Origin of the sequence: Streptomyces sp. NPDC048639, from assembly GCF_043199075.1 — a bacterium.
In the GTDB taxonomy this organism is placed as follows: domain Bacteria; phylum Actinomycetota; class Actinomycetes; order Streptomycetales; family Streptomycetaceae; genus Streptomyces.
This window is the reverse complement of the sequence record NZ_JBICVP010000007.1, coordinates 166711-187900: the sequence shown is the minus strand read 5'-3', so window position 1 is coordinate 187900 and position 21190 is coordinate 166711. Positions and strand designations below refer to the sequence as shown.

Annotated in this window: 16 protein-coding genes, 3 tRNA genes and 1 pseudogene; 11 read left to right on the top strand and 9 right to left on the bottom strand. The window is 72.4% G+C overall.

Translation table 11 applies throughout. From position 1 onward, the window contains the following. The first annotated feature begins 175 nt into the window (after window positions 1–175). The 3 genes from ACGFNH_RS20765 (at window position 176) to ACGFNH_RS20755 (ending at window position 3743) form a co-directional block, all read left to right on the top strand. Window positions 176–958: a dolichyl-phosphate beta-glucosyltransferase gene (locus ACGFNH_RS20765; RefSeq protein ID WP_393655738.1), complete on the top strand. Its 783-nt coding sequence runs from the start codon at window positions 176–178 to the stop codon at window positions 956–958. Then, complete coding sequence (locus ACGFNH_RS20760) at window positions 955–2910, top strand: glycosyltransferase family 2 protein (RefSeq protein ID WP_393655736.1); 1956 nt, start codon at window positions 955–957, stop codon at window positions 2908–2910. The genes ACGFNH_RS20765 and ACGFNH_RS20760 overlap by 4 nt, the downstream gene beginning before the upstream one ends. A gap of 182 nt (window positions 2911–3092) precedes the next feature. Continuing rightward, window positions 3093–3743 carry a hypothetical protein gene (locus ACGFNH_RS20755; protein WP_393655734.1) on the top strand — a complete coding sequence of 217 codons (651 nt, stop codon included), beginning with the start codon at window positions 3093–3095 and terminating at the stop codon, window positions 3741–3743. A gap of 179 nt (window positions 3744–3922) precedes the next feature. Here the strand turns inward: ACGFNH_RS20755 and ACGFNH_RS20750 are convergent, their stop codons facing one another. Further along, on the bottom strand, window positions 3923–4675 hold the full coding sequence (locus tag ACGFNH_RS20750) for an SLATT domain-containing protein (protein ID WP_393655732.1): 753 nt from the start codon (window positions 4673–4675) through the stop codon (window positions 3923–3925). Window positions 4676–5329: 654 nt separating this feature from the next. Between ACGFNH_RS20750 and purD the strand changes: the two genes are divergently transcribed. The 5 genes and pseudogenes from purD to ACGFNH_RS20725 all read left to right on the top strand — a co-directional run bounded on the left by purD (window position 5330) and on the right by ACGFNH_RS20725 (window position 12420). Next, window positions 5330–6583, top strand: coding sequence for a phosphoribosylamine--glycine ligase (gene purD, locus ACGFNH_RS20745; RefSeq protein WP_393655730.1), 1254 nt, complete (start codon window positions 5330–5332; stop codon window positions 6581–6583). Window positions 6584–7292: 709 nt separating this feature from the next. Continuing rightward, complete coding sequence (locus tag ACGFNH_RS20740) at window positions 7293–9254, top strand: hypothetical protein (protein WP_393655728.1); 1962 nt, start codon at window positions 7293–7295, stop codon at window positions 9252–9254. A 27-nt stretch (window positions 9255–9281) separates the two neighbouring features. Further along, window positions 9282–9641 (top strand): annotated as a pseudogene (locus ACGFNH_RS20735) (PT domain-containing protein); the annotation flags it as partial. Window positions 9642–9749: 108 nt separating this feature from the next. Beyond that, entirely contained in the window at window positions 9750–11378 is a 1629-nt protein-coding gene (locus ACGFNH_RS20730) for a N,N-dimethylformamidase beta subunit family domain-containing protein (RefSeq protein ID WP_393655726.1), read from the top strand. Between the two features lie 142 nt (window positions 11379–11520). Further along, window positions 11521–12420: a phosphoribosylaminoimidazolesuccinocarboxamide synthase gene (locus ACGFNH_RS20725; protein ID WP_393655724.1), complete on the top strand. Its 900-nt coding sequence runs from the start codon at window positions 11521–11523 to the stop codon at window positions 12418–12420. 207 nt (window positions 12421–12627) lie between these two features. On the opposite strand, the gene ACGFNH_RS20720 is transcribed toward ACGFNH_RS20725, so the two are convergent. From ACGFNH_RS20720 to ACGFNH_RS20685, 8 genes are all read right to left on the bottom strand, one after another. Then, window positions 12628–12700: transfer RNA gene (locus ACGFNH_RS20720), tRNA-Gly, on the bottom strand. A 33-nt stretch (window positions 12701–12733) separates the two neighbouring features. Next, entirely contained in the window at window positions 12734–13369 is a 636-nt protein-coding gene (locus ACGFNH_RS20715) for a response regulator (protein ID WP_393655722.1), read from the bottom strand. Continuing rightward, window positions 13366–14856: a sensor histidine kinase gene (locus ACGFNH_RS20710; RefSeq protein ID WP_393655721.1), complete on the bottom strand. Its 1491-nt coding sequence runs from the start codon at window positions 14854–14856 to the stop codon at window positions 13366–13368. The genes ACGFNH_RS20715 and ACGFNH_RS20710 overlap by 4 nt, the downstream gene beginning before the upstream one ends. Window positions 14857–14888: 32 nt before the next feature. After that, window positions 14889–15713 carry an ABC transporter permease gene (locus ACGFNH_RS20705; protein WP_393655719.1) on the bottom strand — a complete coding sequence of 275 codons (825 nt, stop codon included), beginning with the start codon at window positions 15711–15713 and terminating at the stop codon, window positions 14889–14891. After that, complete coding sequence (locus tag ACGFNH_RS20700; RefSeq protein ID WP_393655717.1) at window positions 15710–16645, bottom strand: ABC transporter ATP-binding protein; 936 nt, start codon at window positions 16643–16645, stop codon at window positions 15710–15712. The genes ACGFNH_RS20705 and ACGFNH_RS20700 overlap by 4 nt, the downstream gene beginning before the upstream one ends. Window positions 16646–16870: 225 nt before the next feature. Then, window positions 16871–16946 (bottom strand) — tRNA-Gly (locus ACGFNH_RS20695). Between the two features lie 77 nt (window positions 16947–17023). Then, window positions 17024–17095: transfer RNA gene (locus ACGFNH_RS20690), tRNA-Gly, on the bottom strand. Between the two features lie 184 nt (window positions 17096–17279). Continuing rightward, window positions 17280–17597 (bottom strand): Lsr2 family protein, encoded by a 318-nt coding sequence (locus ACGFNH_RS20685; protein WP_393655715.1) that lies wholly within the window; start codon window positions 17595–17597, stop codon window positions 17280–17282. Window positions 17598–17895: 298 nt separating this feature from the next. Here ACGFNH_RS20685 and purS point away from each other — a divergent pair, with 298 nt between their 5' ends. The 3 genes from purS to purL all read left to right on the top strand — a co-directional run bounded on the left by purS (window position 17896) and on the right by purL (window position 21156). Beyond that, window positions 17896–18141, top strand: coding sequence for a phosphoribosylformylglycinamidine synthase subunit PurS (gene purS / locus ACGFNH_RS20680; protein WP_393655713.1), 246 nt, complete (start codon window positions 17896–17898; stop codon window positions 18139–18141). Next, window positions 18138–18818 carry a phosphoribosylformylglycinamidine synthase subunit PurQ gene (gene purQ / locus ACGFNH_RS20675; RefSeq protein ID WP_393655711.1) on the top strand — a complete coding sequence of 227 codons (681 nt, stop codon included), beginning with the start codon at window positions 18138–18140 and terminating at the stop codon, window positions 18816–18818. The genes purS and purQ overlap by 4 nt, the downstream gene beginning before the upstream one ends. A gap of 88 nt (window positions 18819–18906) precedes the next feature. Continuing rightward, window positions 18907–21156, top strand: coding sequence for a phosphoribosylformylglycinamidine synthase subunit PurL (purL, locus tag ACGFNH_RS20670; protein ID WP_393655709.1), 2250 nt, complete (start codon window positions 18907–18909; stop codon window positions 21154–21156). The last annotated feature ends 34 nt before the right edge of the window (window positions 21157–21190 follow it).

Here is a 21190-nt window from a genome sequence, read left to right as displayed (position 1 = left end):
TCCACCCATGGAGGGACCGCGCCGGCGCCGCATCGCGCATCCGCACCGCGCCTGCGCGCCACCGGACCGGCCCTCCGGTGATCCGGATACCGGAGAACGGTGCCCGGTACCCCTGAAGAACGGCCAAGGGGCCGGTACCGTACACACGGTCGACCCGCGAAGGGGGAGCCAAGGCATGGACGCCGTACACCGGGCGGCGCTGCCCGCGCCCAGGCAGCAGCCCGCTGCCGAGCCTGCGACGGCGGTCATCGACGTCACCGTGGTCATCCCGGCCTACAACGAGGAGCAGCGGCTGCGGCCCGGCATCGACGAGGTGTGCGGCTATCTGCGGACCACCGTCCGGCGCTGGGAGTTGATCGTCGTCGACGACGGTTCCACCGACGGCACGGCCGCCGTCGCCGCCGAGGCCGCGGACGCCGAGCCGCGCATCCGGCTGCTGCGCGCCCCCGTCAACCGCGGCAAAGGGCATGCCGTACGGATCGGGATGCGCGCGTCACGCGGACGCCGGGTCCTCTTCTGCGACGCCGACGGTGCGACCCCGATCGAGGAACTGGCCCTGCTGCACGACCGGCTGGACGAGGGCTACGCGGTCGCGATCGGCTCGCGCGCCCGCCCCGGCGCCCGTATCGAGGCGCGTCAGCACGTGCTGCGCGAACTCCTCGGCAAAGCGGGCAACCGGCTCATCCAGGCCGTGGCGGTGCCCGGGATACGCGACACCCAGTGCGGCTTCAAGCTCTTCGACGGCGACAAGGCCCGTACGGCCTTCGCCCTGGCCCGTACGGACGGCTGGGGCTTCGACGTCGAGATACTGCGGATGTTCCACGCCAACGGCTGGCCGATAGCCGAGGTGCCGGTGCGCTGGTCGCACCGCCCGGGATCCAAAGTCGGCCCCTTCGACTACGCCAAGGTCCTCGCCGAGGTCATCCGGGTCCGGCTCGGCGGGACGAGGACGCCGTGACCGCCGGCGCCGACACCACGCACGAGGCGGACCCGGCGGACGGCACGAAGCCTGCGAAGGGCACGGCCGCGGCAGCCGCGCACCAGGAGCGCCCCGCCCGGACTCCGGGTCTCCTGCGGGACATACGCCTCCGTCTCCGCCGCCGGATACGCCCGGCGTCCCTCGCCGTCCCCGCGGGCTATCTGCTCGCCGCCCTCCTGCTGTACGTGAACCTGTGGTCCGACCTCGACCGCGCCTATCTCGCGGACAGCATGCGCGACCAGAACCAGTGGGAGTGGTTCTTCGCCGTCACCGGCCACAACGTCCTGAACGGCGACAACCCGCTCTTCACGACCCTGCAGAACCATCCGCTCGGCGTGAACCTGATGGCGAACACCGTCATGCTCGGGCTCTCCGTCCCCCTCGCCCCCGTGACCGCCCTCTTCGGCGCGACCGCGGCCTTCGCCGGCGCTCTCACCGTCGGCCTCGCCGCGACCGCCACCGCCTGGTACTGGCTCATCCGCAGGTACCTCACCCGGAACCGCGGGGCCGCCGTTCTCGGCGGCGCCGTCGGCGCGTTCGCGCCACCGATGATCTCGCACGCCAACGCACACCCCAACCTGGTCGTGCTGTTCGTCATCCCCCTGATCATCGACCGGACGCTGCGCCTGTGCCCGCCCTCCGTCGTGATGCCGCTCGCCGCGCCCGCCCCCGAGGAACGCGGCGGGCCCCCGCGCGCCCGCCGCGGCACCGTACGGGACGGGGTGATCCTCGGGCTGCTGCTGACCTGGCAGGTCTTCCTCGGCGAGGAGGCGCTGCTGCTCGCCGCGACCGGCATGCTGCTCTTCGCGGTCGGCTACGCGTGCATGCGCCCGGCCGCCGCCCGCGCCGCCCTCCCGCCCCTGCTGCGCGGCCTCGGCATCGCCGCCGCCGTCTGCCTGCCCCTCGTCGCGTATCCGCTGTACTGGCAGTTCCATGGGGACCAGAGCTACAGCAGCATCCTGCACGGCCCGACCGGCAACCCGCCCCTGGCCCTGGTCGAGTTCTCCAAGCAGGCATTGGCCGGTGACGCACAGCGCGCCGCCGAACTCTCGCTCAACCCGACCGAGCAGAACGCCTTCTACGGCTGGCCGCTGGTCTCCCTGCTGCTCGTCGTCACCGTCGTCCTCTGGGACCGCGTGGCCGTGCGCGCCCTCACATGGACGGGCCTGATGGCCGCGTTGCTCTCCCTCGGCGCGCAGATCCCGCTGCCGTGGACCGACGCCATCACCCCCGGCCCCTGGTGGATCTTCGACCGGCTGCCGCTGTTCGAGTCGGTCATCGAATCGCGGTACGCGATGGTGTGCGCGCCCGTCATCGGGATGCTCCTCGCCCTGGCCTGGACCGTTGTGGCCGAGACCGCCGCCGAGACCCGCAGAGCCGGCGCGGACGAGGAGCGGGACCGGCGCCACCGCGCCCTCGTCATCCGGGTCGCTGGCGGAGTGGCCCTCGTCGCCGCGCTGCTGCCCATCGTTCCCAGGCCGCTGGAGACCGTCGAACGGCCCGCCGTGCCCCGCCTCGTCGCCGACGGCACCTGGCGGTCGTACGTCGAGCCGGGCCGGTCCCTCGTGCCCGTACCGCTGCCGTCGCCGGCCGAGGCGAGCGCGCTGAAGTGGCAGATCGACGCCGGGTTCGGATTCCCGCTGCCCGGCGGCTACTTCAACGGGCCCTTCGGCCCCGAGAAGACCGGCATCTACGGCGCCGTGCCCCGCCCCACCAACGACCTGCTCCGCGATGTCGGCTGGACCGGCCGCATCCCGCCCATCGGCCCCCAGCAGCAGCGGGCCGCCCGCGCGGACCTCGCCTTCTGGAGGGCCGGAGCCCTGGTGATCGGCCCGCAGCCGTACCAGGAGGCCCTGCGCGTCACCGTCGAACGGCTGCTGGGACAGCCGGGCGAGCGGGTGGGCGACGCCTGGCTGTGGGACGTCGGCTGACGCCCGGCGGTGGGACTTCGGCGGACGCGCGGTGCGGGCAGGGCACTACGCTGGTATGTCCGTCATCATCGCTGGTGCCGAGCCTGGGTACACGCTTGACAGGAACTGCTTCGCGGCGGCAGCGGCAGCTGTCGCCATGACGACCGAGACCGACACCGAGAAGCGATCGAGAGAGAGCACCCATGGCCTGTGACCTGTGGCTGGTCCCCCTCGTCGATGTGCTGTGCCACAGCCCCGACAACCCCTTCGCCGACGAACTGGCGACCTACAACCAGGCCTTGAACGAAGCGGGCCTGCCACCGGTTCCGGTCTTCGGCTACATGCCGGGCCTGTCCGGTGAGGTCGCCCCGGTCGCAGGGTTCGACTACGACGCGCTGCACTTCCTGCGCCGGGCCTATCTGCTGCAGATCTGCGGGCTCCCCGTGACCCCGGTCGACGAACTCGGCGGGGACTACGAGCAGTTGCTGGAGATGTTCGAGGCCACGGCCCAGCAGTCGCACCTGGTCTGGCACTACGACCACGCCGGGGCGTACGTGCCCGTCGACTTCGGCCATCCCCTGTCCAACGACGAACTCATGGCGGGCGGCGGCCCGTTGGGGTCCAGCAATGGACTGCTGCGCGAACTGGAGGCCGTCGCACCGTCGATCGGGATCGACCCGGCCAACCCGCCCGCGGCCCCCGCCGCGCCGGTGCGCCCCACGTCCCTGGAGGAGCCCGCTGCCACGGCGCCGTACGACGACAGCCCGTACGCGCGCGAGCGGCACGTCTGGCTGGGGCTCCATGCCGCGGCGACGCGCAGCCTGGGCCAGGGGTCGATGATCGTCTTCAGCTGAGGGTTCGTGCTCCGGGCGTGCTGCGGGTGACACAAGGGGGAGGCGGCGGGCGGCGCGGGTCGCTCCGGCGGCACCGGCACCGGCGCACTCCGCCCGTTCCGTTCCGGCCGACGAGCGGCCGGAACGGGCGGCCCGGGCATGGGTGTCCGGGCGCTCGCCCGAAGGCCCACCGGCGCCGCTCAGCGCGGCGCCTCCGGGGGCCGCTGACGTGGCATGCTCGGCCGGGCCGCGGGCGGCGGAGCGGGAAACCGGCTCACATGCTGCCCGTTCTGCTCCGGCCGCGGCGCCCACGGCACCAGCGACTGGGTGTGAAGAGGCGCCGGGGTCGACCGGAACTCCACCATCCAGTCCGCGGTTTCGGACCGTACGAGTTCCGACACGTCCTCGGAGAACCGCCGCAGCACCGTCAGACAGCGCTCGGCCGCCTCGCTCGCCGTGCCCTCCGTCGGCCCGAGCACCTCGCGCACGCACTCGGACGCCCAGTCGAACTGCAGCACTTCCAGCCGCCGTTGCACCGCCTGCGCCGTGGCCACACCCCGCATCCAGCCGGACGTCACGCCGAAGAAGCGGTCGCAGCCCGCGCAGGCGACGGCGCCGAGGAGGGCGAGAAAGCCCCAGCCGGTGCCGTCACCGAGGACGCCCGTCACATCGAGCAGGGGCAGCGTCAGGGCCACCGAGCCGGCACCGGCCGTGCCCAGGCGAAGGGCGCGCGCGGCGCGGCGCTTCCAGCGGCGGTCGGCCAGATACCAGTCGGCGGTGCGCAGCGCGCGCTCCTCGACCCACAGGTAGAGCTCCTCGAGGCGCTCTGCGGGCTCGCCCCAGTCGCCGTGCGGGAAAGGCCGTCCGAGCAGGTCGCCCTGGCTCGTCCCGTCCTGCCTCTTCCCGCCCTCCTCCCGCGGAAGCCCCTCGGGCTGCATCTCCGGCTGGCTCACCCGTGCGCTCCCTCTGCGATGGCGGTGCAATGCGAATCCCATCCGATGCGATCCGATGCGACGCGAGGCGGCGCCACCCGTACGGCACCCTGCGGTGCCCTACGGCGTGGTGCGGTGCCACGCGATGCGGGCGCGGACGATCCGCGGCGTGCGAGCGGCCAGTGACGGTGACCGCGCGACGCCGGATGCGCTGCGCGGCCCACATTCCTACCGTCGAAGCGCGCGCAACGCGCCGCAGATCGCGAGATTTCCGCCCAGAAGGAGTGCGGTTGCTGGGAGAGGCGGGGCCGCGACCTCACCCGAAAGAGTGCCCCGCCACTGCCGTACGGCAGAGGGTGACGAGGGCTGCCCCTGCAGGGGAGCACGTCCGAAGGCGACTGCCGGCGGGCGTGCACGGATCCGGGGCGCTGTCGTGGGACCGCCAGGATGTGCAGCCGTACGGGCCCACGAGACGGGCCCACGAGACGGGCCCACGAGACGGGCCCACGAGACGGGCCCACGAGACGGGCCCACGAGAGCCTGCGCGCACCGGCCACGAGGGGGCGCGCCGCGAGGAGAGCCGGAGGTGCCGCACACGGGAGCGGAGGGGCGCTCGTACGGTGCCCGGAGGGGCGGCCGGACGAGCCCGGGGCGCGGGCCATTACCCTGAAGCGCGTGAAGGTCCTCGTCATCGGCGGCGGTGCCCGCGAACACGCCCTGTGCCGCTCTCTTTCCCTCGACCCCGACGTCAGCGAGCTCCACTGCGCTCCCGGCAATGCCGGCATCGCCGAGGTCGCCGAGCTGCACCGGGTGGACGCCCTCGACGGCCCAGCCGTGGCCGCTCTCGCGGCGGAGCTGGGCGCCGACCTGGTCGTGGTGGGCCCCGAGGCGCCGCTCGTCGCCGGTGTCGCCGACGCCGTGCGCGCCCGCGGCATCGCGGCCTTCGGGCCGTCCGCGGAGGCCGCGCGGCTGGAGGGCTCCAAGGCCTTCGCCAAGGACGTGATGGCCGCGGCCAACGTGCCCACCGCCCGGGCGTACGTGTGCACCACCGAGGAGGAGGTCGACGAGGCCCTGGACGCGTTCGGGGCTCCGTACGTCGTCAAGGACGACGGCCTCGCCGCGGGCAAGGGCGTCGTCGTCACGGACGACCTGGAGACGGCCCGCCGTCACGCGCTCGCCTGCGACCGCGTCGTCATCGAGGAGTTCCTCGACGGGCCCGAGGTCTCGCTGTTCGCGGTGACGGACGGCGAGACGGTCGTCCCGCTCCAGCCCGCCCAGGACTTCAAGCGCGCCTACGACGCGGACGAGGGCCCGAACACCGGCGGCATGGGCGCGTACTCGCCGCTGCCGTGGGCCGACCCGAAGCTCGTCGAGGAGGTCCTGGAGACCGTGCTCCAGCCGACGGTGGACGAGCTCCGCCGCCGCGGCACTCCCTTCTCCGGCCTGCTCTACGCGGGTCTGGCGATCACCTCGCGCGGTGTGCGGGTCATCGAGTTCAACGCCCGCTTCGGCGACCCCGAGACGCAGGTGGTGCTCGCGCGTCTCAAGACGCCGCTCTCCGGCCTGCTGCACGCCGCGGCGACCAACGCGCTGATCTCCTTCCCGCCCCTGCGCTGGAGCGACGGCGCCGCCGTCACCGTCGTCATCGCCTCGCACAACTACCCGGGGACCCCGCGCACGGGGGACCCGATCGAGGGCCTGGAGGAGGCGGGGCAGCACGACAAGCAGGCGTACGTGCTGCACGCGGGCACGCAGCGGAACGAGTCCGGCGAGGTCCTGAGCGCGGGCGGCCGCGTTCTCTCGGTCACGGCTACGGGCCCGGACCTGGCGGCGGCCCGCACGCGGGCGTACGGCGCCGCCTCGCTGATCCGGCTCGCGGACTCCCACCACCGCACGGACATCGCCGCCAAGGCGGCGGGCGAGGCCTGAGCCTTCCCCGGACCGACGGACCGACGGACCGACGGACCGACGGACCGACGGACCGACGGACTCCCGGACTCCCGGACTCCCGGACTCCCGGGCCCCGGGACCCCCGCGCGGGCGGCGCCGGCCGGGCTCTGGCGGAACGGCCGCCACGATGAGCCCTTCCCGCTCCGCCTTCCCCGCTCATGCGGGCCGTGCCCTTCTGCGTCCGTGCTCCGCGGGCGCCGTACCGGAATGTTCGCCGCACCGGACGGTGGGCCGTACCGGACCGGGCGCCGTTCCGCGACCTGGCGCACCGCCGGTTGACGCATCTCGGCCCGCGCGGACCCCTGCCTGCGTACGTGGACCATCGCGTGGGGAGGCGGGGGGACGGAACGTTTCCGCCCAGGTGGGGGCGGAAACGGGGCCCTGGCCCGCCGGCCTTCTGTGCCCTGTGGGCCAAGTCCGGCGGAACCGCCTTTGACCAAAGCCATTCCATCGAGTGACCGCTCCGCCATACGGCTGACGCACCGGCACCCCCCAACTAGGGTTCCGCGGAGGCGGAGCCCGGGGCTCCCGCCGTCGGTCGCACCGCGCGTCCGGCAACTGGCCCACCGGCATTGCGGTGTCGGATCCCGGTGCCACAGTGGGGGGAACGAGCAAGCCGCAAGGGGCCGCGGTCGCAAGGCCGGAGGCCGTTCGTGCACCAGTAGTCAGCAGGGGGTGACTTTCGATCGTGTCCGAGACGTCCGGTGCGGAGCCGGGCCTGCACTTCGCGCGGACCCGCGCATTGGCCGTGCTGCGCACGCGCAGCGCCGCGCTGACGGTGGCCCTGCTGCCCGCGGCCGTGGCCGTGGTGCTGTTCACCGCGGAAGCCACGAGCAGGATCGGCGGTGCCGCCTGGGACGCGGTGCGCTGGACGGTCACGGGCGTGGCCGTCGCCGTACTGCTGGTGGCCGTTGCCGTCGCCCTGGTGGTCGTACGGGCGAGACCCGCGGTCAGCCCCACCGTTCCCGTCCCGGAGACCGCGGCCCCGGACCTCTACCGCCTCGTCCGCGACCTCGCCGACCGCCTCGACGTCCCGGCGCCCTCAGCCATAGCGCTCACTCCCGACTGCGACAGCTGGCTGGAGGACCGTGCACACCTGACGGGCGGGCAGGCTGCCGCGCGCGGGCCCGGCGGAGGCGGCGGACGCCACGGACATCCGGCGCCGGTCCTGGTCATCGGCTCACCGTTCCTGTGGTGGATGCGGGTGGCCGAGCTGCGCGCGATACTCGCGCCGGTCGTCGCCGGGACGGGCCCCTCGGCCCATCCGGACATAGCGGCGGCACGCCGTTTCGTACGGGGTCTGGACGCGGCCGTCGCCGTCACCGCCCGCCGCAGGCACCTGGCCTTCGTCGGCTGGCCGGTGCGGGTGATGCTGCGCGGCTGCCGGGACCGGGCCGCCGAGATGGAGCGCGGAGTCGCCGCCGCGGCATCGAGCCGTGCACAGGGTGTGGACTACGGGCTGAGAATCGTCGCCCAGGAACAGGTCGGCCTCGCCTACGCGGGCTGGGACCGGCTGCTGACCCGCGTGGCCATGCCCGCCTGGCGCATGGGGCGCTGGCCGTCCCGGCTGGACGCGGGAGTGGTCTCGGCACTCACCGAACTCTCCCGGCGCGACCGGCTGGCGGAGGGCTACGCCACGCGCCTGGGGGAGCGGCCCGCCTGCGACCTCCTGGAGGAGCCGGGAACCATGGACGAGGCGGCGTCGCTGCTCGCCGCCCGGCTGTTCCACGGCGGGCCCGCGCGATCCGGCCCGGACTGGTGCCCCGTCGACTGGGCGGACTATCCGGAGGAGGTCGTCGACCGCAAGTGGCGGATGGAGGCCGCACGCCTCCACCGTGTACTCGACGAGCTGCCCCCGCACACCTCGCACACCCCGCACCCGGCGGTCCCCTCGGGGAGCGCCGCACCGAGTGCCGTCGCAGCCGTACGGTCCGACGGGCCCGGCGTCGGACTGCCCGCCGCCGCGACGGATGGCGACGGGCCGGGGGCTGCCTCTCCGGGCGATGCCGGGGGAGCGCCGGAGGGCTCGTCCGCAGGCCCCGACGCTCCGGGCACAGCACCGCACACACCACAGACGCCGGACCCCGTGGCGTGCGCACCCGCACAGCCGCCGGCCGGGCCCGCTCCCGGCCCCGGCAGCCAGACCGGTGCGCCGCCGCTGGGGCCGACCCTTGCCCGGGTCGTCGACCGGCTGGCATCCGCCGACGGGGTCGGGATCGGCGAGAAGCTGGCCGAGCGGCTCAGCGAGGAGATGGCCCGCGAGGATGCGGCAGGCCGACGGGCGGCGGCATCCGCCGCACCGGAGCATGGCGCGGAGGAGGACGACCCGCTCCTGTCGCTGGACGGCGCCCTGTGGGGCGACCCGAATTCGCCGGCGGCCCCGCTCTTCCCCGTACAGGCGCCCCGTTCCGGCCGGGAACTGCTCGCCGACCACATCACCGCCATGGTCTGCTGCGCCGCCGTGGACACCGCGGGGGCAGCGCCGGGTCTCGACTGGCTGGACGGGCCGGTCCTCCTCGTCGCGGGAAAGCGGGGCGCCGACCTCGGCACCCCCGTGCTGAACCTGCTGGAGGACGGCGACCCGGGGCCGCTCCGCGACTGGCTCGCGGCGGCGGGCGTACGGCCGGAGAAACCGGTCCGCCTGGTCTAGCCGGCGCCCGGACGACCGACAGGGCGGCCGACCGCAGAACCGTCCGGACGACCGACAGGACGGCCGACCGCAGAACCGTCCGGACAACCGACAGGACAGCCGCCCGGCACAACCGCCCGGACTGCCCGCAAGCCACCTGCCCACTGCCCGCCCACCGCCCGCGCACCCCCGCGCATCGCCCCCGCCACCGTGCCCCACGCGCGGCCATACGTCCTCGCCCCCGCGTCGATGTGCGGCGGTCCCACGCATCGCGCCCCGCCGCATATGCGTCCGCCTACGCCCAGCGACAGCAGAGTTCGTACCAGCCGTCCCACCTGCCCCATCCGTCCACGGAATCAGGACACATCAGTACGGACATCCCATTTCCACCAGCCGATCACCGCTTGACATCACGCTGCCTGACATCGAATCACCACGAACAGTTACGAACACACCGCTGAGTGTGATGTGCTGTAAGCGGTCAGGGGAACCAGGTCCGGGAGGGAGGGATCGTCCGTGGCTACGGACAGGATCCGCCGCTGGGAGTCGGGCGCACTCGCGCACGCCGTCTCCGACCCCTTCGGCCAAGGCCCATTGCCCTGGTTGCGGGGCAGCGAGAACTATTTCGACGACACGGGCCACGTGGTGCCGTGGTACGTGGACCCGGCCGTCGCCGCCGACGAGCAGAGCGCCGGCCAGGGCCTCTCCGGTGCGGTCGATCCCGCCATCCCCGGACCCCGCACCGCGCGCCGCAGACCCGGCTCGCGCTCCTCGGGTTCGCCCGGCCCTCGCACCGCCGACGACGTCAACCGCCAGATCAAAGGATTCGCCTCCACCAGCGCCGTGGCCCCGGGCGAGGCGATCGACTTCCGGATCACCGTCGACCCGCCCCAGCAGTTCTCCGTCGACGTCTACCGCATCGGTCACTACGGCGGTGACGGCGCCGCGAAGATCACCACCAGCCCGCGGCTCTCCGGCATCGTCCAGCCCGCACCCCTCACCGCGGACCGCACCGTCTCCTGCCACCACTGGTGGCTGTCCTGGCGCCTTCAGGTCCCCACCCACTGGTCCGACGGGGCCTACGTCGCCGTGCTCACCACCGTGGACGGCTACCGCAGCCACATCCCGTTCACCGTCCGGGACCTGCCACCCGTCACCCACGCCCTGTCCGCCGACGCCCACCCGGACTTCGTGCGGAGCGAGCGCGAGCGCACCGCCCCTCCCGTCGCCGATCTGCTGCTCCTGCTGCCCGACATCACTTGGCAGGCGTACAACCTGTACCCGGAGGACGGCCACACCGGCGCCAGCCTCTACCACGCGTGGGACGAGGAGGGCCGGCTGCTCGGCGAGAAGGACGCCGCCGTCACGGTCTCCTTCGACCGCCCCTTCGCGGGCGCGGGTCTGCCCCTGCACGTGGGCCACGCCTACGACTTCATCCGCTGGGCCGAGCGCTACGGCTACGACGTCGCGTACGCCGACAGCCGCGACCTGCACGCCGGCCGTGTCGACCCCACCCGCTACCGCGGCATCGTCTTCCCCGGGCACGACGAGTACTGGTCGGTCCCCATGCGCCGTACGGTCGAGCGGGCCCGCGACAGCGGCACTTCCCTCGTGTTCCTCTCGGCCAACACCATGTACTGGCAGGTCGAGCTGTCCCCGTCCCCGTCCGGGGCCGCCGACCGCCTCCTCACCTGCCGCAAGCGCCGCGGCCCCGGCCGGCCGGCGCTGTGGCGCGAACTGGGGCGCCCGGAGCAGATGTTGCTGGGCATCCAGTACGTGGGCCGGGTCCCCGAGCCCCGCCCGATGGTGGTCCGCAACGCGGGCCACTGGCTCTGGGAGGCGACCGGAGCGACGGAGAACGACGAGTTGCCCGGCCTGGTGGCCGGTGAGGCGGACCGTTACTTCCCCCGCACGCCGCTGCCCGAGCATGCCCGCCGCATGCTGCTCGCCCACTCCCCGTACGAGGACACCGAAGGCGAAGTGCGCTTCCAGGAGACCTCCCTGTACGAGGCCCCCAGCGGCGCCATCGTCTTCGCCTCCGGCACCTTCGCCTGGTCGCCCGCGCTCGACCGCCCCGGTCATGTCGACGCCCGCGTGCAGCGCGCCACCGCCAACCTCCTCGACCGCATCTGCAAGCGCGACTGACCTGCCCGCGGCCGTGGCGCGACTGACCCGCCGCGGCCGTGTGAGACGGGCCGGTGCGCGCGAGCGGCACCCTGGAGAGAGGAAGCAGGGCCGGTACGGGAGAATCGTGACCGACTCCAGGAACGATCAACGCGGAGGCAGCGTGTCCGGATTCGTGGAAAAGCCCGAGCCCGTCCAGGTGCCGGGTCTGGTGCACCTGCACACCGGCAAGGTGCGGGACCTGTATCAGAATGCGACGGGTGACCTGGTGATGGTCGCCAGCGACCGCATGTCCGCCTACGACTGGGTGCTGCCCACGGAGATCCCCGACAAGGGACGTGTCCTCACCCGGCTCTCGCTGTGGTGGTTCGACCTGCTCTCCGACCTGATCCCGAACCACGTCCTCGGCACCGACGTCCCCGCCGGGGCGCCCGCCGACTGGACCGGCCGGACGCTCGTCTGCAAGTCGCTCAGCATGCTTCCCGTCGAGTGCGTGGCCCGCGGGTACCTCACCGGCTCCGGTCTCGCCGAGTACGAGGAGAGCCGCACGGTCTGCGGTCTCGCCCTCCCCGAGGGCCTGGTCGACGGATCCGAGCTGCCCGCCCCGATCTTCACCCCGGCCACCAAGGCCGCGGTCGGCGACCACGACGAGAACGTCCCGTACGAGGAAGTGGCCCGTCAGGTCGGCGCCGAGATCGCGGCCGAGCTGCGTCAGGCCACGCTCGCCGTCTACGGCCGCGCCCGCGACGTCGCCCGCGAGCGCGGGATCATCCTCGCCGACACCAAGTTCGAGTTCGGTATGGACGCCGAAACGCTCGTCATCGCGGACGAGGTGCTGACGCCGGACTCCTCCCGCTTCTGGCCCGCCGGCACCTGGCAGCCCGGCCGGACCCAGCCGTCCTTCGACAAGCAGTACGTCCGCGACTGGCTGACCTCGCCCGCCTCCGGCTGGGACCGCCGCGCCGAACAGCCGCCGCCGGCGCTCCCGTTGGAGGTCGTGGAGCGGACCCGGGCGAAGTACGTGGAGGCGTACGAGGCCCTGACCGGCCTGCCCTGGTCGTAACGGCCCACCGGATCCGGCGGACATGCTCCGGTCCGCCGGATCGACTCGGTCCGTGGGATCGGCGTATGCACCGCACACGATCCTCAGGACCGGCGCACACGCGCAGCGGCACCCACCGCATACGCGCAGGGGCACAACGCATACGCGCAGCGGCACCACCGCATACGGCGAGAGGCCCCGGTCGGGATGACCGGGGCCTCTGTGCCGAGCGGACGACGAGATTCGAACTCGCGACCCTCACCTTGGCAAGGTGATGCTCTACCAACTGAGCCACGTCCGCACGCCAGGCGCCTGGGCGCCGTGTGCGGACCCACTATAGCCAACCCCGCTCACGAGCCGTGCGCACAGCCGCGTGACGGTTCTCCGCGGACAGCTTCGCGGCTGCGGAGGAGAGGTAGTTGCGGACGGTGCCCTGGGACAGCGCGGCCCGTTGGGCGATCTCGGCCACGGGTGCGCCGTCGGCGGCGAGTTCCAGCACTTCGGCCTCGCGTGCGGTGAGCGGGGAGTCGCCTGCGCTGATCGCGTCGGCCGCCAAGTCCGGGTCCACGTAACGGTTTCCGCCGTGCACGGCGCGGATGATCTCGGCGAGCCGTTGTGCCGAGACGGTCTTGGGCACGAAGGCCCGCACCCCGGCCGCCAGTGCCCGCTTCAGATGTCCGGGCCTGCCGTGGCTGGTCACGATCATCGTCCGGCAGCCGGGCAGTTCGGCCCGCAGTGATGTGGCGACCGCCACTCCGTCCGCGCCGGGCATCTGCAGATCGAGCACGGCCACATCGGGCCGGTGGGCCCGTGCCATCGCGACCGCTTCGGGCCCGGACGCGGCTTCGGCGACGACGAGCAGATCGTCCTCGAGCGCGAGCAGAGCGGCGAGCGCCCCGCGGATCAGGTGCTCGTCATCGGCCAGCAGCACCCGTACGCGCTCGTTCCGACCGTGCTCAGCCGTGCTCACGCGGAAGCCTCCTCGGTGCGCCGGCCGGCCGGTGTTCCACCGGTCCGCGCGGCAGGGGGGACCGCGGGGGACTCCTCGGCCGGGGGGAGCGGGATCTCGGCGGTGAGGCGGAAGACGCCTCCCGGGTGCGGTCCGGCGGTCAGGGTGCCGCCGAGTGCGCCCAGCCGTTCCCGCAGGCCCGCGAGACCGGCTCCGGGGCCGGGCAGCCGGGTGTACGCCTTCGGCTTGCGTACGTCCCCGGCGGGGTCGAGCGCTTTCCCGGCCGCGTTCTCTCCGCCACCTGTTGAAGCGACCGGCACTCCGCCTGCGGAGGCGTCCGGTCCACCGTCCGTGAACTCGCCCCCGCGCTGCGCCTCCGCGGTCGAAGTCCCGCTCGGCGCACCGGACTTCGCCCCGCCCCCTCCGGTGTCCCCGCTCCCGGTGCCGTCGTTCTCCACCACCAGCACGACCCGTTCGCCCCCGCCCGGGACCCGCAGGCGGACGGCGCAGCTCCGTGCGTCCCCGTGCCGCAGGACGTTCGTCGCCGCCTCGCGTACGACCCAGCCCAGCGCCGACTGCACATCCGCGGGCAGCCCCGCGCCGTCGTCCCCCTCCACCCGGCAGACGACCCCGGCCGCGCGCAGCACCGACTGTGCGCCCGCCAACTCCACGGCCAGGTCCGCCTCCCGATAGCCGCGCACCACATCGCGCACCTCGCGCTGCGACTCCTGCGCGATCCGCTGCACCTCGATCATCTGCTCCACCGCCTCAGGCCGCCCCCGCCGCGCGAGCTGCACGGCAAGCTCGCTCTTGAGCGCGATCACCGAGAGGTTCCGTCCCATCACGTCGTGGAGGTCGCGGCCGAACCGGAGCCGTTCCTCCGCCACCGCAAGCCGTGCCTGCAACTGGCGCGCCTCGTCCAACTCCCATACGGCGCGCAGGATCCAGGCCGAGAAGCCGTAGGTGAACGCGAATCCGCTGGAGGCCAGGAGCGTCGCGATCGCCATGCCGGCGGCGGCGTCCCACCCCAGGCCCACGACCACGGTCGCGAGCGTGACCCCGACGGAGGAGCAGCCGATGGTGACGAGAGCGCGGCGCGGGCCGCGTTGCGCGAGGACGAGCGCGCCGACGCCGAAGCCGGTGATGCAGAAGATCACCGTGGCCGCGATGACCGTGTCGGTGATGAGGCCCAGCCTCCGCTCCACCATCACCAGCAGGTCCAGCGCACCCGTGGCCGTCCCCACGACCACCGCGAGGCGCAGCGGCTGTTCGCGCCGGCCCGCCACCCAGTCCAGCGCCCGCGCCGACAGGACCCCGCACAGCAGGGCGTGCACCACGACGAGGCCGAACAGCGTGAGCTGCACCCGGAAGGTGCCCCCGCTGTCCAGAATGGCGGGGATCGGGGTCAGGCATTCGACCACGATGAAGGAATGAAACGTCCCTCGCGTGTACCACTCGATGCGCGCCGGATCGCTCCGCTGGTGCCACCACCCCGTCAGCCGCGACATCTCCGCCCCACTCCCCGTTGCGCGCTGCGCGCTCAGCGTCTCGGCTCCCACCGGAACCACTGCCGTACAGCAAACACGGAGAGAGCCGTCCAGGCCACAGCCCGGGCAAGAGCGCCCAGTACCTCGTCCGCCCCGGCGCCGCCCAGCCAGCCGTACCGTACGAGGTCCACGACCGGGGTCAGCGGCATCAGGCGCATCACGTCGGACATCCGCTCCGGCATCACGTCGGGCGGCACGAACAGGCCCGAGCCGAAGAACGACACCACCATCAGCGGCAGGACCGTGAGCTGTGCGCTCTCCACCGTGCGCGTCACCGCGCTCGACGCGGCGGCCAGCGCCACCAGCAGCAGGGAACCCAGCAGCAGGCCCGCGAGCAGCAGTTCGGGCCGCCGCGGCGCCGTCACGTCGAGCAGCAGCGCGCCCGCACCGACGAGCAGCGCGCACTGGACGAGCCCCACGGACACCGACGGCAGCGCGGTCCCGGCGAGGATCTCCAGGTCCTTCGCCTCCCCCGTCCGCAGCCGCTTGAGCACCAGTTCCTCGCGGCGCGCGACATAGGCCGGTACGAGGTTGGCGTACACCACCAGGACGAGGACCACCCCGGTCCCGCCGGTCACGGAGGCCTCGGCAGCGCTCACTCCCGTCCCGCCCAGGTCCATCCCGCCGACCGTCGACTTCATCAGCCACAGCATCGCGACGGGCATGAGCAGCGCCATGAACAGCGCCGTCCGGTTCCGTACGAGCAGGGTCAGCTCGGCCCGTCCGAGGGCGGTCAGCCGCCCCGCCGTCGTCGTCCGGCCGCCGCCTCCGCGCGGAGCCGCCAGCCCGAGGCGGACCACCTTCGTCGTGTCCGTCATCGCTCAACTCCCGCCGCGTCGCCGGAGATCGCGAGGAATGCCTCCTCCAGCGAGGCCGCTCGCGCGTCGAGCCGCGCCAGCACCATGCCGCTGCTCTCCGCCCAGACCAGCAGCGCGGTCAGCGACTCCTGCAGCCGCTCGGTCCGCAACCGGATCCGCTGCCCCGCCACCTCGTGGCCGACAACCCCGAGCCGGGGGAGCGGCGGCAGGTCACCGAGCACATAGCCGAAGGGCAGGTCGAAGCAGATACGGCCGGGGTGCTGCGCGATCACCTCGGCCGTGGTGCCCGTGGCCGCGATGCGGCCCTGGTGGAGGATCGCCAGCCGGTCGGCCAGCTCCTCGGCCTCCTCCAGGTAGTGGGTGGTCAGCACCACCGTCGTGCCGCCGTCCCGCAGTTGGCGCACGAGGCGCTGGGTCTCGTGCCGCCCCTCCGCGTCGAGCCCGGTCGTCGGCTCGTCCAGGAACAGCACCTCGGGCCGTCCGACCAGGGCCATCGCCAGATCCAGCCGCCGCCGCTCGCCGCCGGAGAGCTGCTTGACCCGTACGCGGGCCCGGTGTCCGAGACCGACGAGTTCGAGGGCCTCGCCCCCGGGGCGGGCGCCGCTGGTGCAGCCGGCCCACATCCTGGCCGTCTCCTCGACCGTCAGATCGGAGGGGAAGCCGCCTTCCTGGAGCATGACGCCGGTGCGCGGCCGCACCTCGCCCCGCCGCTCGTACGGGTCGAGGCCCAGGACGCGTACCTGCCCGCCGCTGGGACGGGCCAGGCCCTCGAGCAGTTCGACGGTCGAGGTCTTGCCGGCGCCGTTCGTCCCGAGCAGGGCGAACAGCTCGCCGCGCGCCACGGAGAAGGAGATGCCGCGCACCGCCTCGAAGCCGCCGCTGTAGCTGCGGCGCAGCCCGGTGACGTCGATCACGCACTCGTCGGTCTTCATACGTCCAGCGTTCCGGCGGCCCGTGGGTGCGAGCAGTGCGGGCTGTCACCGCTGTTCATGACAAATGTCATCGGGCGGACGCGGCCGAAGTGCGGCGGAACGGCGGCTTCCTGGGAATCGGCGAGGCGAACGAGAGCCGGAGCCCCATGTGCCGTACGGGTCATGATGCGCCGTACGGTCGCACAAAGGTGAAGACCCCGGTCGGATGACCGGGGTCTTCTTCGCTGGAGCGGACGACGAGGCTCGAACTCGCGACCTCAACCTTGGCAAGGTTGCGCTCTACCAACTGAGCTACGTCCGCATGCTCCCGACCGGCTTTCACCGCCCGGTGCGACCATCACTGTACCCGATCCATGGGACGGGCCGGAAAGCGATGAGAGCGGGTGACAGGGATCGCACACTGCGCCTCCCCCTTGGAAAGGGGGCGCTCTACTACTGAGCTACACCCGCGCGGCTCCGTGAGGTGCGGCCTCTCGGCCTCGCCCCTCGGCGCGCTCCAGACTTTAGCTGATCGCCCGGGGTCTCGTGCAAGTCGGGCCGGGGCGGACGTTCACCCGGACGGGGGAAGAGCCGTCGTGCCCGGGTGCCGCTCACCTCGCGGCAGGGTTCCCCGCACGCCGTGCCCGCGGGTCCCTCAACTCGACGCGTTGAACGCCTCGTAGACCTTCTTGGGGATGCGGCCGCGCGGCGGAACCTCCATGCCGTTCGACTTCGCCCAGGCGCGCACGGCCGCGGGGTCGGGCGCCACGGCGGTGTGGCGATAGGTCTTGCCCGACTTGGACCGCTTTCTGCCCGCTTCCACATAAGGGGCGAGAGCTCCGCGCAGTTTCTTCGCATTGGTCGAAGTGAGGTCGATCTCGTAGAACCTGCCGTCGAGACCGAAGGTGACCGTCTCCGCCGCTTCCCCGCCGTCCATGTCGTCGGAGAGTGTGACCACTACGCGCTGAGCCACGGATATCGGTCCTTTCGTCTGGCGCGCCCGCAATGACGTGGGCAGATGCGGGAGGCCAGGAGTTCGGGGTCAGTTCTTTTTCATTTGTACAGCGACATCCATTGCAATGCGAAGCCCTGTGAATTCGTTCCGCGTGTCATGCCGCAATCGGTGACCATACGGTTTTCCCTTGACTTTCCACAGGGGGAACTGGGGCCGATGCGTAAACGTGACCGGACTGTGGATATCTACCCGCGTAGAATTTTCCGCGGGGTACGCTGAGGGAACCGCCTTACGCACCACACCACCGGGAGTGCCAGTGGCACGCGTCGTAGTCGACGTCATGCTCAAGCCGGAGATCCTCGACCCTCAGGGCCAGGCGGTGCAGCGTGCGCTGCCCCGCCTCGGTTTCGAAGGAATCTCCGACGTCCGCCAGGGAAAGCGCTTCGAACTCGAGGTTGACGGGCCGGTCGACGACGCCGCCCTGGACCGGGTTCGCAAGATGGCCGAGACCTTCCTCGCCAACACCGTGATCGAGGACTTCACCGTGAAGGTCGAGTCGTGACCGCTCGCATTGGTGTCGTCACTTTTCCCGGCAGCCTCGACGACCGTGACACGCAGCGCGCAATCCGGCGGGCCGGTGCGGAACCGGTCGCACTCTGGCACCGCGACACGGACCTGAAGCAGGTCGACGCGATCGTGCTGCCCGGCGGTTTCTCGTACGGCGACTATCTGCGCGCCGGAGCCATCTCCCGGTTCTCGCCGATCATGGACAGCCTCATCGACCAGGCCAGGTCGGGACTTCCCGTCCTCGGTATCTGCAACGGCTTCCAGGTCCTCACCGAGGCGCACCTGCTGCCCGGCGCCATGCTCGGCAACAACCACCTGCACTTCATCTGCCGCGAGCAGAAGCTGCGCGTGGAGAACGCGGACACCGCCTGGACCGCCGACTACACCGCCGGCCAGGAGATCCGCATCCCGCTGAAGAACATGGACGGCCGCTACGTCGCCGACGAGCGCACGCTCGACATGCTGGAAGCGGAGGGCCGGGTCGCGTTCCGCTACCTGGACGTGAACCCCAACGGCTCGCAGCGCGACATCGCCGGCATCACCAACGAGGCGGGCAACGTCGTCGGTCTCATGCCGCACCCCGAGCATGCCGTGGAGCCGCTGATCGGCACCGGCGGCACCGACGGGCTCGGATTCTTCACCTCGATCCTCAAGAAGCTGGTCAACGCCTGATGAGCCTCGACGCCGGAGCAGCCGAGGGAGCGACCGCGCGCCCCGAACCGCGACGACAGCACCACCACGCGCGAAGGAGCGACCGAGCGTGACCCTCGATACCGTCAAGCACGCCACCGAGACGCCCGATGTCGATCAGCCGTGGGCCGAACTCGGCCTCAAGAACGACGAGTACGAGCGCATCCACGCCATCCTCGACCGCCGCCCGACCGGTGCCGAGTTGGCCATGTACTCGGTCATGTGGTCCGAGCACTGCTCGTACAAGTCGAGCAAGGTCCATCTGAAGCAGTTCGGCGAGAAGGCCCCCGAGAGCGACGCCCTGCTGGTGGGCATCGGCGAGAACGCGGGCGTCGTCGACGTCGGCCAGGGCTACGCCGTCACCTTCAAGGTCGAGTCGCACAACCACCCCTCGTACATCGAGCCCTACCAGGGCGCGGCCACCGGCGTGGGCGGCATCGTCCGCGACATCCTCGCCATGGGAGCCCGGCCGGTCGCGGTCATGGACCCGCTGCGGTTCGGCGCCGCCGACCACCCCGACACCCGTCGCGTGCTGCCCGGTGTGGTCGCGGGCATCGGCGGCTACGGCAACTGCCTCGGGCTGCCGAACATCGGCGGCGAGGTCGTCTTCGACTCCTGCTACCAGGGCAACCCGCTGGTCAACGCCCTCTGCGTGGGCGTGATGAAGCACGAGGACATTCACCTCGCCAAGGCCGCGGGCGCGGGCAACAAGGTGATCCTCTACGGCGCCCGGACAGGCGGCGACGGCATCGGCGGCGTGTCCGTCCTGGCGTCCGAGACGTTCGACTCCACCGGCCCCGCCAAGCGCCCAGCCGTCCAGGTCGGCGACCCGTTCCAGGAGAAGCTGCTCATCGAGTGCACCCTGGAGATCTTCAAGGAGGACCTGGTCACCGGCATCCAGGACCTCGGTGGCGCCGGTCTGTCCTGCGCGACCTCCGAGCTGGCCTCGGCCGGTTCCGGCGGTATGCGCGTGGAGCTGGACACCGTTCCGCTGCGCGATGCGACGCTCTCGCCCGAGGAGATCCTCATGAGCGAGTCGCAGGAGCGCATGTGCGCGATCGTCGAGCCCGGGAACGTCGACCGCTTCCTCGAGATCTGCGAGAAGTGGGACGTCATCGCCACGGTGATCGGCGAGGTGACCGACGGGGACCGGCTGGAGATCTACTGGCACGGCGAGCAGATCGTCGATGTCCCGCCGCGCACCGTCGCGCATGAGGGCCCGGTCTACGAGCGCCCGTACGCCCGCCCGGTCTGGCAGGACGAACTGCAGGCCGACGACGCGGCCCGGCTGCCGCGTCCGGCCTCCGGCGATGAACTGCGCGCGCAGGTCCTGCGGCTCGTCGCGTCTCCGAACCAGGCGTCCAAGGCCTGGGTCACCGACCAGTACGACCGTTTCGTGCAGGGCAACACGGTCCTGGCGCAGCCGGAGGACTCCGGCATGGTCCGTATCGACGAGGACACCAACCTCGGTGTCGCCGTCGCGACGGACGGCAACGGCCGGTACGCCAAGCTCGACCCGTACGTGGGCGCGCAGTTGGCGCTCGCCGAGGCGTACCGGAATGTCGCCGCGTCCGGTGCCACACCGCTCGCCGTCTCCGACTGCCTCAACTTCGGGTCCCCCGAGGACCCGGCGGTGATGTGGCAGTTCGCGGAGGCCACGCGCGGTCTCGCGGACGGCTGCCGGACGCTGGGCACCCCGGTGACCGGCGGCAATGTCTCGCTCTACAACCAGACCGGCGAGACCGCCATCCACCCGACGCCGGTGGTCGCCGTGCTCGGCGTGATCGACGACGTCACGCGTCGCACGCCGATCGCGTTCGCCGACGAGGGCCACCTGGTCTACCTCCTCGGCGACACCGAGGAGGAGCTGGGCGGTTCGGCCTGGTCGCAGGTCGTCCACGACCACCTGGGCGGTCTGCCGCCGAAGGTGGACCTGGAGCGCGAGAGGCTGCTCGCCGAGATCCTCATCTCGGCATCGCGCGACGGCATGGTCGACGCGGCGCACGACCTGTCCGACGGCGGGCTGGTCCAGGCCCTGGTCGAGTCGTGCCTCAAGGGCGGCAAGGGTGCCCGGATCGTGGTGCCGGACGGCATCGACCCGTTCGTCCTGCTCTTCTCGGAGTCGGCGGGGCGCGCGGTGGTTGCCGTGCCGCGCAGCGAGGAGCTGCGCTTCACGGACATGTGCGGGGCACGGGGGCTCCCGGCCACGCGGATCGGTGTCGTGGACGGCGATGTCCTGGACGTCCAGGGGCAGTTCGGCATCCCGCTGTCCGAGCTGGTGCAGGCGAACGAGGCGACGATTCCCGCGCTGCTGGCCTGAGGGCCCGCGCGTAGGCGGACGCGGGCTGCGGCCC